Source organism: Micromonospora sp. BL4 (genome assembly GCF_003667505.1).
Lineage (GTDB): Bacteria > Actinomycetota > Actinomycetes > Mycobacteriales > Micromonosporaceae > Micromonospora.
Genome location: NZ_RCVJ01000196.1, coordinates 1 through 9,969, shown reverse-complemented (window position 1 = coordinate 9,969; position 9,969 = coordinate 1). Strand labels below are relative to the sequence as shown.

The 9,969-nt window shown below is 72.7% G+C and carries 14 protein-coding genes; 10 read left to right on the top strand and 4 right to left on the bottom strand.

Features of this window, described 5'->3' with window-relative positions; genetic code table 11:
• The 3 genes from EAD89_RS26315 to EAD89_RS26305 all read left to right on the top strand — a co-directional run.
• A partial coding sequence (locus EAD89_RS26315; RefSeq protein ID WP_233579140.1) for a hypothetical protein occupies positions 1–828 on the top strand: 828 nt, incomplete at its 5' end.
• Between the two features lie 62 nt (positions 829–890).
• The gene (locus EAD89_RS26310) at positions 891–1,862 is read left to right on the top strand and encodes a pirin family protein (protein ID WP_121654046.1); all 972 of its coding nucleotides are present in this window, start codon (positions 891–893) and stop codon (positions 1,860–1,862) included.
• 61 nt (positions 1,863–1,923) lie between these two features.
• The gene (locus EAD89_RS26305) at positions 1,924–2,589 is read left to right on the top strand and encodes a hypothetical protein (RefSeq protein ID WP_121677586.1); all 666 of its coding nucleotides are present in this window, start codon (positions 1,924–1,926) and stop codon (positions 2,587–2,589) included.
• 216 nt (positions 2,590–2,805) lie between these two features.
• On the opposite strand, the gene EAD89_RS26300 is transcribed toward EAD89_RS26305, so the two are convergent.
• A complete protein-coding gene (locus EAD89_RS26300) occupies positions 2,806–3,474 on the bottom strand; it encodes a DUF1345 domain-containing protein (RefSeq protein WP_121677585.1) in 669 nt (222 codons plus the stop codon).
• Between the two features lie 39 nt (positions 3,475–3,513).
• The gene (locus EAD89_RS26295) at positions 3,514–3,783 is read right to left on the bottom strand and encodes a DUF2795 domain-containing protein (RefSeq protein ID WP_121654043.1); all 270 of its coding nucleotides are present in this window, start codon (positions 3,781–3,783) and stop codon (positions 3,514–3,516) included.
• A 179-nt stretch (positions 3,784–3,962) separates the two neighbouring features.
• Between EAD89_RS26295 and EAD89_RS26290 the strand changes: the two genes are divergently transcribed.
• The 5 genes from EAD89_RS26290 (at position 3,963) to EAD89_RS26270 (ending at position 7,391) form a co-directional block, all read left to right on the top strand.
• Positions 3,963–4,373, top strand: a complete 411-nt coding sequence (locus tag EAD89_RS26290) for a DUF2267 domain-containing protein (RefSeq protein ID WP_121677584.1) — start codon at positions 3,963–3,965, stop codon at positions 4,371–4,373.
• A 218-nt stretch (positions 4,374–4,591) separates the two neighbouring features.
• Complete coding sequence (locus EAD89_RS26285; protein WP_121654041.1) at positions 4,592–5,614, top strand: TerC/Alx family metal homeostasis membrane protein; 1,023 nt, start codon at positions 4,592–4,594, stop codon at positions 5,612–5,614.
• 76 nt (positions 5,615–5,690) lie between these two features.
• Positions 5,691–6,290, top strand: a complete 600-nt coding sequence (locus EAD89_RS26280; RefSeq protein WP_121654040.1) for a sulfite oxidase-like oxidoreductase — start codon at positions 5,691–5,693, stop codon at positions 6,288–6,290.
• On the top strand, positions 6,283–7,062 hold the full coding sequence (locus tag EAD89_RS26275) for a ferredoxin reductase (RefSeq protein ID WP_121677583.1): 780 nt from the start codon (positions 6,283–6,285) through the stop codon (positions 7,060–7,062). The genes EAD89_RS26280 and EAD89_RS26275 overlap by 8 nt, the downstream gene beginning before the upstream one ends.
• A 35-nt stretch (positions 7,063–7,097) precedes the next feature.
• Positions 7,098–7,391 (top strand): DUF6510 family protein, encoded by a 294-nt coding sequence (locus EAD89_RS26270; protein ID WP_121654038.1) that lies wholly within the window; start codon positions 7,098–7,100, stop codon positions 7,389–7,391.
• 4 nt (positions 7,392–7,395) lie between these two features.
• Here EAD89_RS26270 and EAD89_RS30310 read toward each other — a convergent pair whose 3' ends face one another.
• Together EAD89_RS30310 and EAD89_RS26265 are read right to left on the bottom strand one after the other, a co-directional pair.
• Complete coding sequence (locus tag EAD89_RS30310) at positions 7,396–7,584, bottom strand: hypothetical protein (protein ID WP_147458870.1); 189 nt, start codon at positions 7,582–7,584, stop codon at positions 7,396–7,398.
• Positions 7,581–8,156 (bottom strand): ABATE domain-containing protein, encoded by a 576-nt coding sequence (locus EAD89_RS26265; protein WP_121677582.1) that lies wholly within the window; start codon positions 8,154–8,156, stop codon positions 7,581–7,583. The genes EAD89_RS30310 and EAD89_RS26265 overlap by 4 nt, the downstream gene beginning before the upstream one ends.
• Positions 8,157–8,280: 124 nt before the next feature.
• Between EAD89_RS26265 and EAD89_RS26260 the strand changes: the two genes are divergently transcribed.
• Both EAD89_RS26260 and EAD89_RS26255 read left to right on the top strand, forming a co-directional pair.
• Positions 8,281–9,288 carry a LacI family DNA-binding transcriptional regulator gene (locus EAD89_RS26260; RefSeq protein ID WP_121677581.1) on the top strand — a complete coding sequence of 336 codons (1,008 nt, stop codon included), beginning with the start codon at positions 8,281–8,283 and terminating at the stop codon, positions 9,286–9,288.
• Between the two features lie 70 nt (positions 9,289–9,358).
• Positions 9,359–9,892: a GNAT family N-acetyltransferase gene (locus tag EAD89_RS26255; protein WP_233579138.1), complete on the top strand. Its 534-nt coding sequence runs from the start codon at positions 9,359–9,361 to the stop codon at positions 9,890–9,892.
• Positions 9,893–9,969: the final 77 nt, after the last annotated feature.

Here is a 9,969-nt window from a genome sequence, read left to right as displayed (position 1 = left end):
GACGGCACCCGCCCCGACGGCACTCGGCCGGACGGCACTCGCCCCGACGGCACCGGGTCCGACGGCGCGTTCCCGGATCATGTCCGCCCCGGCAGCGTCCAACCCGACGCTGGCCGACCGGACGATGCCGGATCGGACGCCGGCTCTCGCACGGGCGCGGCCGACCCCGACAGGGCCGGCGGCGGGCCGGGTAGCGACGGCGCAGCGGCCGCCGGGGAGACGGTGACAGCGCCGTTGGCGGGGCGGCAGCGGGCCACCTTTGTGCTCGCGGACGGGCTCTCTTCGTTCGAGCTGCGGATGGTTGACCTGGGTGACGACCTGTACCGGATCAGCAGTCCGGCCGACTCGGGCGTGACGGCTCAGCCGACGGTGCAGGGCGAGACGGTACGGCTCGGCGTGGTGGCCACCGGTTCGTCCGGGGTGCGGGCGGTGCGGGTTCTGCTCAACGAGCGGACCAGCTGGCGTCTCCACCTGGCCGGGGGTGTGAGCAGTCAGGTGCTGGACCTGACCCGTGCCCGCCTGCTGGGGTTGGAGCTCGCTGGCGGTTCGGCCCGCACCGAACTGCTCCTGCCGCCCGTCATTGGCACCATGACGGTCCGGCTTACCGGTGGGGCCAGCCAACTCGACGTCCGGGTGCCCGGTGAGCCTCCGGTACGGGTCCGTGCGGGAGCAGGTGCCGCCTCGGTGGTGCTGCGCGACGCGCGATGGGCCGGGGTGGCCGCCGGCACGCTGGTGGACACACCGGGGTGGGAGCGGTCGGCGGACCGGCTCTACCTCGACCTGGCGGCGGGAGTCAGCAGCGTGACGGTGGGCGCCAGCACCCGGTGAACCGAGCCACCCGGTGCGGGAAGCGCCGCGGACGCGGGTGGGCGCGAGCGTACAGTCGGGCGGTGGAGCGTACTGAATCGATGCTGGCGGAGACCCGACCGCCCGGTGTGGCCGACGTCGATCCCGGCAGCGTGCTGCTGCCCGGCCACGACGTGCCGCTGGGCCGTTACACGACCGTCCGCCGGCTGTTGCCGCAGCGCCCCCGCCGGATGGTCGGCGCGTGGTGCTTCGTGGACCATTTCGGCCCGGACGACGTGGAGCAGCGCCCCGGCATGGAGGTGCCGCCGCACCCGCACACCGGCCTGCAGACGGTGACCTGGCTGCTGGAAGGCGAGATCCTGCACCGGGACAGCCTGGGCAACATCCAGCCGATCCGGCCCGGTCAGCTGAACGTGATGACCTCCGGGCACGGCATCGCCCACTCGGAGCGGTCGCCGGAAACCCATCCGCCGGTGATGCACGGCGTGCAGCTCTGGGTGGCGCTTCCGGACCCGGCGCGAGCCGGAGCGGCGGACTTCGCCCACCACGCGGACCTGCCGCGCTGGCGCGACGGCGATCTGGACCTGACCCTGCTGGTCGGTGAGTTCGCCGGACAGCGATCCCCGGCGGTGGTGCATACCCCGCTGGTCGGCGTGCAGCTGGAGCTGACCGGCACCGGGCCGACGACGCTGCCGCTGCGACCCGACTTCGAGTACGCGCTGCTGGCGATGTCCGGTTCCGCCGAGGCGGCCGGTGTCGGGTTCGAACCCGGCGCGCTGCTCTACCTGGGCTCGAATCGGCGCGAGCTGACCGTACGCGGCGGGGCCGGGGCCCGGTTGCTGCTGCTGGGCGGTACGCCGTTCGACGAGCCGCTGGTGATGTGGTGGAACTTCGTCGGCCGCTCGCACGAGGAGGTCGTCCAGGCCCGGGAGGACTGGATGGCCGGGCGACGCTTCGGGGTGGTCGCCGACGATCCGGCGCCGCCGCTGCCGGCGCCCGACCTGCCCACGACCCGGCTCAAGGCCCGCGACCGTACGGGCGGCCTGCACGGCTGAGGCCACGCCCGCTCGGCGCAGCCCCGGCGTGTGACCGACGTCGGCGTGGGTAGTCGCCGGCATGGCGACCACTTTGATCACTCCGGTGGAGGACCGTAAGCGCCTGGCCCGCCGGCTCGCCGGCAGCGGACGGGGCTTCGCCGAGCAGTACGGCTTCCGGGTCACGAACAACCCGGCGAGTCTCTTTCAGGTGCTCTACCTCGCGGTGCTGCTCGCCCGACGGGGTGATTTCCGTCGGGCGGTGGACGGCGCGGGGGCGTTGCGCGACGAGGGGTGGGACAGCGCCGCCCGGTTGGCGCGTTCGCTGCACCAGGACCGGGTGCGGGTGCTGCGCGACAGCGGCCAGCGCGGCGACGTGGACGCGTTGGCCGACGTGCTGGGCGACCTGGCTCGTACGGTCGTCGAGCGGTACCGGGGCGATCTGCGCCGGCTGCGCGCGTTGGCGCACCACGACCCGGCTAGGGAGCGCAAGCTCCTCGCCGAGCTGCCCGGGGTGGACGACCAGGTGGTCGACCTGTTCCTCCGCGAGGCGCAGGCGCTGTGGCGTGAGGTCGCCCCGGTGGCCGACCGGCGGGCGTTGGCCGCGGCCCGCCGGCTCGGGTTGGGCCGGTCCGCCGACGACCTGGCCGGGTTGGCCGGCAGCGGTGAGTCGGAGCGGCTGGCCTGGCTGGTGGGGGCGCTGGCGCGGGTCGATCTGGAGCACCGGTACGCGGAGCTGACCAGTTGACCATGACGTGCCCTGGCCCACAGTTCGGCAAAAACTGACCGTACGGAGGATGTTCTGTCGTATGGTTGTACCCGGCAGTGCTGGCCGCTCGGTTCGAGCGCCCATCCACCGCCTGGTGATCGCCTCCGGTTCGGACGCGACTCACCGCCTGGGCAGGTTTGCGTGGCGCCCCCGGTCGCGGTTCGTGGCCCCGGGGCGCCCGCCTGTCCCGGCGTCTCAGCGGGCCAGCCCCGCCAGCAGGTTCACCGTGACGGCGATGATGAACGCGCCGAACAGGTACGACACCATCGAGTGCCGCAGCACCGCACGACGCATCTCATTGCTGGTCAGGTTCGTGTCGGAGACCTGGAACGTCGTCCCGATGGTGAACGTCATGTAGGCGAAGTCGGAGTACCGGGGCGGCTCGGGCTGGTTGAAGTTCACCCCACCGTCCGGGCCGGTGTAGTAGATCCGGGCGTACCGGGCGCCGAACACGGTGTGCACCACCAGCCAGGACAGCACCACACTGAGCACGCCCAGCCCGCCGGACACCTCGCGGCGCAACCCGGGCGGCGTGGAGTGGGCGCTGGCCAGCACCAGCCCCACCGCCAGCAGGCTGGCCACGCAGGCGACCAGCAGCACCAGATCACGGACGGCCCGGTTGGGGTCCTCGTACGAGGCGACCCGCGAGGTCTGTGCGGCGTCCAGCGGCCAGAGCTTGCGCCAGACCAGCCACAGCCAGCTCAGCGCGGCCGCGTCCCAGCCGACCAGCGGGGCGAGCGGCCAGACCCACAGCACGGCGACGATGCCGCCGACGACGACGCCCACCACCCCCACCAGGACGAGCTGCAACGCGGCCGGGGTGTGCCCGTCCGGCGCCCGGGGCAGCTGATGCGCGCGGGTCATCCGCGCTGCACCAGGACCCGGGCGGTCACCACTGTGGGGTCAGATGCCACGCAGGTGCTGCGAGACACGGTTGTGCTTGTCCCGGGCCTGCGCGGCGCGCTGCGAAGGGCCCACCTCCGGGGCCGCCTCGATGCCGGCCGACCGGGCCACCTCGGTGCCGTTCGCGTAGTCCACCGGCGGCAGGGCGCGCAACGCCTTCAGCACGTCCGGCGGGGCACCCTCCCGCTCGGCCTCGCGGACCACGTCGTCCTTCTCGGCCGGGTAGTCCAGGCTCGACAGGTACTGCAGGACGTCGGCGTAGCTCGCCATGGCAGGGGCTCCCTCGGGACATCGATGTGGTCACGACGGGCGGCGGTTACCCGCTCGCCTCCCGGTCACGCCCGGGTCAACGGTCGAATCGGCTGCCGTTTCCCCCGGGCTGCCGCGGGTACCCGCGCCCGACGCCGAACGCCAGCCCGAGGCCGAACGCAAGCCCGAGGGGGTACGCGATGAACTACGACACCTTCATCGACCAGGTTTCCCAGCGCACCCGGGCGCCGTCGGAGCGCGCGGTCGAGTTGACCCGGGCCGTGCTGGAGACGTTCGCCGAGCGGCTGACCGGCGGCGAGGTGCTGGATCTGGCCGCCCAGCTTCCCAAGCCGCTGCAACTGGTGTTGAAGCCGAGCCCCCGTACCGAGCAGGCGGACCGTTTCGGGGCGGCCGAGTTCGTGGCCCGGGTGGCGTTGCGCGCCGACGTGGAGGAGCCCGTGGCCCGCGACGCCGTCCGGGCGGTCTTCACCACCCTGCGCGAGGCGATCAGCGGCGGGGAGTTCGACGACGTGGCGACCCAACTGCCGCGCGACTACCGGCAGCTCGTCGAGCCGGCGATGGCCCCGGGAGCGACGTTGCGGCGCGGCTGACCGCGCTCCAGCCGGGCGGCACACAGCGGTTGATCAGGGCAACCATCCACGTCCCGCTTGGCGTCGAGATTGAGCCTGGCCTAACCTTGTCCTGCGAGGGGAGTACTTCCCACGAACCATTCCGGTCAGTACGGCGCGCCCGGCGCGCCTCGGGTGGTTGCCCAGCTGTTGATGGGTGAAGGAGACCTCGAACATGACACGGTGTTCGAGGAGGCCCCATGACCGAAGTGTCGTACCTGTCCGCTGCCGGTGAGTTGTCGTCGGTGGGCACGCCCACGCTGTGGGCGGTGACCATCGCCGGCGTACTGCTGCTGCTGGTGCTGGACTTCCTGGTCACCCGCCGCCCGCACGAGGTGTCGATGCGGGAGGCGATCGGCTGGTCGGCGTTCTACATCGCCCTGCCGCTGGCGTTCGGCGGCTGGATCTGGGCCCGCTACGGCTCCGAGTTGGGCGTGCAGTACCTCACCGGCTACCTGGTGGAGAAGTCGCTCTCGGTCGACAACCTCTTCGTCTTCATGCTGCTGCTGGCCGCGTTCGCGGTGCCGGCGGTGCTCGCCCAGCGGGTGCTGCTCTACGGCATCGCCGGCGCGCTGGTGCTGCGGGCGGTCTTCATCGCCCTCGGTGCGGCGGCGTTGCAGACCCTCGACTTCGCCTTCCTGCTCTTCGCGATCATCCTCATCGCCACGGCGGTGAAGCTGCTGCGCGACGCCCTCTCCGGGCACCAGCAGGAGGTCGACATCAACAAGATGCGCTCGGTGCGGGTGCTGCGCAGGTTCATGCCGGTGGTCGACGAGTACCACGGCACCCGGATGACCGTCCGGCAGGGCGCGAAGCGGGCGCTCACCCCGTTCGCCCTGGTGGTGGTCGCCGTGCTGGCCACCGACGTGGTCTTCGCGGTCGACTCGGTGCCGGCCGTCTACGGCATCACCGAGGACCCGTACCTCGTCTTCGCCACCAACGCGTTCGCCCTGCTCGGTCTGCGCGCGCTCTACTTCGTCCTGCACGCGGCGCTGAGCCGGCTGGTGCATCTCAGCTACGGCCTGGCCATCATCCTGGCGTTCATCGGGCTCAAGCTGGGCCTGCACTGGGCGCACGGAATCTGGGAGAGCGTGCCGCAGATCCCCACTCTCGCCTCGCTCGGGGTGATCATCGGAGTGCTGGTGGTGGTCACGCTGACGAGCCTGCGCGCCACTCGGGGCGGTCAGCCCGAGGAGCGCGAGGTGGTCGCGGAGCGGCGCTGACCGCGCCGCGCCGGGGCGACGAGGAGGTACGCGGGAAAGCTCCCGCCCCGGCCGGCGCGGGTGGTACGACTGTGCAATGGGAATCGTGTCACCGGGCTTTCAGGGTCGGCCCCGAACACAGGAGCCGGCCCTGCCACCCGGGCAGTACCTGACCGAGGACTTCCCGGTGCTCTCGGCCGGCCCGACGCCCCGGGTGTCGCTGGACACCTGGGAGTTCGTCATCGCCGCCGAGAACGGCACCGAGCACCGGTGGTCGTGGCAGGAGCTGATGGCGCTGCCGCAGGAGACGCCGATGGTGGACATCCACTGCGTCACCCACTGGTCCAAGCTCGGCACCACCTGGCAGGGCGTCTCACTGGACACCCTGCTCGACGGCGTGGACACCGGCGCGCATTTCGCGCTCGCGCACTCGTACGGCGGGTACACCACCAACCTGCCGCTGGACGACCTGCGCGGCGGCCGGGCCTGGGTGGCGCACACCTTCGACGGCGCGCCGCTGGCGCCCGAGCACGGCGGGCCGGCACGGCTGCTGGTGCCGCACCTGTACTTCTGGAAGTCCGCCAAGTGGGTGCGCGGCATCCGGCTCAAGACGATGGACGAGCCGGGGTTCTGGGAGACCGCCGGGTACCACGACTACGGCGACCCGTGGCGCGAGCAGCGGTACCAGGGTGACTGAGCGCGCGGTCGCGACGGGCACCCCGGCGCGGGCTCCGATCCGCTGGCAGGTCGGCCGGCTGGTGGAGCGCCGGGTGGAGACACCGAGCGCGCAGACCCTGGTGCTGGAGGTGCCGGACTGGCCGGGGCACCTGCCCGGGCAGCACGTCGACCTGCGGCTGACCGCCCCGGACGGGTACCAGGCCGCCCGGTCGTACTCGGTGGCCGGGCCCGTGGTGGACGGTCCGGGCGGCCCGCGCATCGAGGTGACCGTGCAGCGGGTGCCGGACGGCGAGGTGTCGCCGTACCTGATCGACGTCTACGGCGCGGGCGACCCGGTGGAGGTCCGCGGACCGCTCGGCGGCTGGTTCATCTGGCGGCCGGAGGAGACCGCGCCGGTGCAGCTGCTCGCCGGCGGTTCCGGCATCGTTCCACTGATGGCGATGATCCGGGCCCGGCGGGAGACCGGCAGCAAGGTGCCGTTCCGGCTGCTCTACTCGGTGCGTACGCCCGACGATGTGATCTACGCCGACGAGCTGCGCCGCCGGGTCCGCGACGACTTCGGGCTGGACGTGGCGTACGTGTACACCCGCGAGGCGCCCGAGGGGTGGCGTGGTGAGCCGCACCGGATCGGGCTGGCCGACGTCAACACCCACGGCTGGCCGCCGGACCTGGAACCGCTCACCTACGTGTGCGGCCCGACCGGGTTCGTGGAGGCCGTGGCCGACCTGCTGGTGGGGCTGGGCCACCCGTCGCGGCGGGTGAAGACCGAACGCTTCGGGCCCACCGGCTGACCGCCCCGCCCGCCCCGCAACGTCGAGGAGACCCGATGACCGAGATGTCGTACCTGGACGGCAACATGCTCGACGGCCCGCTGCGCGAGCTGTTCGCCGTCGACCTGAGCACCGCGATGGGCCGCTGCGAGAACTGCGGAATGACCGGCTCGATGGCCAGCCTGCACGTCTTCTCGCACGCCCCGGGCCTGGTCGCGCGCTGTCCGTCGTGTGAAGAGGTGATGCTGCGGCTGGTCCGGGGGCCCGACCGGGCGTGGCTGGACCTGCGCGGCACCACGTTCCTCCAGGTCCCGTTGCCGCTGGAGCAGACCCGTCCCGGTCCGCTCTGACGCGTCAGAAGACCTGGGCGAAACAGGCGATGGGCACGGCCAGCGTCAGCGCCGCCACCGACAGTGCCAGCAGGGACTTGGGAAGGCGCATCAGAAATCCTCCGTTGCGTGGTGCCGGCGGGCGCTCGGCGTAGGTATCAAGCCCCGGCGAGCGGCCGCGATTCCCCAGGCCGTCGGGGGTGCCCCGGGTCACGTGGTCGGCGGAGCGGCCCGGGTGCGGCCGGTGCGCACGGCGTACGCCCGCTTCATCTTGATGTAGTTGCCGCAGCCAGCCATCGAGCACCAGCGGCGGGCCTGGTTGCGGGAGGCGTCGTAGTAGGCCCAGCGGCAGGTGTCGCGGGCGCAGACCTTGAGCCGCGGCCAGGTGCCGTCCTCGCCGCACACGCGGATCGCGTCGACCAGCCCCGCCAGCGCCCGGTCCAGGGGCGCGGCCCCGGCGGGGGCCAGGCGGTGGCCGTCGTCGGCGAAGCGCAGCGCGACGGGCGCGCCGGCCAGGGCTCGGTTGAGCTGGTCGATCGCCGCCGGGTCGCCGTGGTGACCGGCGTGACCGAGCAGTACGGCGCGCAGCCCCTCCCGGACCGTCACTGCCACGTCGAGGTCCGCCGGCCCGAGGTAGGTGTCCTGCGCCAGCAGGTTCCGTTCGACGAACCAGTCGCGCAACCGGTCGGGGCTGGTCAACATCTCGTCGTCGATCTGCGGCTCGAAGGTGTTCACGAAGTCCCGGACGAGCCGCACGGCGGCCGGCACCCCAGCGTCGTCCTCCACGGGCCACCCCTTCCATTTCACACCACCGTAGCGCCTTGACAGGTGTGAAATCGCCTGCAAGGGTCGGAACTACACCAGCGAAATGGCTTTGGTGGTGTGACGTTGTTCGGGGGGAGGGCGGGTCGTGGCTTCCACGCTCAAGGACGTGGCACGGCTCGCTGACGTGTCCGTGAAGACCGTCTCCAACGTGATCAACGGCTACCCCCACGTGAGCCCGGACGTGCGCCACCGGGTCGAGACCGCCGTCGCTCAGCTGCGCTACCGGCCGAACGTGTCCGCCCGGACCCTGCGGACCGGCCGCACCGGTGTGCTCGCCCTCGTCCTGCCCGACGGCGACGTGCCCTACCCGGACGAACTCGCGCGTGAGGTCGTTCGCGCGGCCGGGAGCCGGGGCTACCGGGTCGTCATCGAGCAGGCCGGGCCCGACGACGAGCGGGCAGCGCCGACGTTGGCTGACGCCCGGGCGATGCCGGTGGACGGGGTGCTGGTGAGCGCGCCCGTCGCGCCGGCCGAACTGGTCGAGGCGCTGGCCGCCGCGGGACGTCCCGTCGTGCTCGTCGGCGGCGAGGCCCGACACGGGCACTGCGACCGGGTCACGGTCGACGTGGCCGGCGCGGCCGAGGACGCCGTCGGGCACCTGCTGCGCGCCGGCCGCCGGCGGATCGCCGCGATCGGCGCGTGCCCGACGGACCCGGGTGCGCCGCCCACGGCCGGCTATCACCGCGCGCTGCGCCGGGCCGGGCTGGCGCCCGTACCCGGTCACCTGCTGCCGGCGTCGCAGCACCGCCGGGCCGACGGCTACCGTGCCGCCCGCGCCCTGCTCGCCCGTCCGGACCGTCCGGACGCCATCTTCTGCCACTCCGACCCCCTCGCCATCGGCGCGATGCGCGCCGCCTTCGACGCCGGGCTGCGTGTCCCCGCCGACGTCGCCGTGATGGGCGTCGGCGACATCGAGGAGGGGCGCTACTCCCGGCCGACGCTGAGCACCGTCTCCGTCGACACCGGCTTTCTCGCGCGGGAGGCCGTGGCCCGGGTCGCCGCCCGGATCGAGCGGCCCGACGCGGCGGTCGCCATGGTCACCGCGCCGCACACCGTGTTGCCCCGGGAGAGCACCGATCCCACGGTGCGCTGACGGACGCGGCTCGCGGGCGCAGCGTTTGCGGTTGGACAGCGCCCGGGCAGGTCCGTCAGAGTGGTCCGCCGTGAGATACCTGCGCACCGGCGATAATGCCGCGATCCGCCGACCCCGGCCCACCGACCGCGACGAGTTCGTGGCGGCGGCGAGGCGCAGCCGGGAACTGCACCACCCGTGGCTGGCCGCGCCGGACAGCCCGGAGGAGTACGACCGGTACCTGAGCCGGATCCGCCGCCGCGACAGCTCCGGCTACCTGATCTGCGACCGGGTCAGCGGCGACATCGCCGGCTACGTGACCATCAGCGGGATCGTGCTGGGCGCGCTGCGTGGCGGCTACCTCGGGTACGCGGCGTTCCAGCCGTACAGCGGCACCGGGCACGCCTCGGCGGGCCTCGCCCTGGTCATCGACCACGCGTTCGGGCTGCTCGGGCTGCACCGCTTGGAGGCGAACATCCAACCCGGCAACGAGCCGTCCCTGCGGGTGGCCCGCAAGCTGGGTTTCCGGCTGGAGGGCTTCTCCCCGGACTACCTGTTCATCGACGGCGCGTGGCGCGACCACGAACGCTGGGCGATCACGGCCCCAACCCCCGCGACCCCCTGACGTGATCAAGAGGTTCGCGTCACGACACGCCGAGGCTGGTGACGCGAACCTCTTGATCAACCGCAGACAGGGGAGGG

Coding starts and splice junctions, on each gene's coding strand:
- EAD89_RS26305 (WP_121677586.1), top strand. CDS start 1,924: ATGGCGACCACTTTGATCACTCCGGTGGAGGACCGTAAGCGCCTGGCC.
- EAD89_RS26300 (WP_121677585.1), bottom strand. CDS start 3,474: ATGACCCGCGCGCATCAGCTGCCCCGGGCGCCGGACGGGCACACCCCG.
- EAD89_RS26295 (WP_121654043.1), bottom strand. CDS start 3,783: ATGGCGAGCTACGCCGACGTCCTGCAGTACCTGTCGAGCCTGGACTAC.
- EAD89_RS26290 (WP_121677584.1), top strand. CDS start 3,963: ATGAACTACGACACCTTCATCGACCAGGTTTCCCAGCGCACCCGGGCG.
- EAD89_RS26285 (WP_121654041.1), top strand. CDS start 4,592: ATGACCGAAGTGTCGTACCTGTCCGCTGCCGGTGAGTTGTCGTCGGTG.
- EAD89_RS26280 (WP_121654040.1), top strand. CDS start 5,691: ATGGGAATCGTGTCACCGGGCTTTCAGGGTCGGCCCCGAACACAGGAG.
- EAD89_RS26270 (WP_121654038.1), top strand. CDS start 7,098: ATGACCGAGATGTCGTACCTGGACGGCAACATGCTCGACGGCCCGCTG.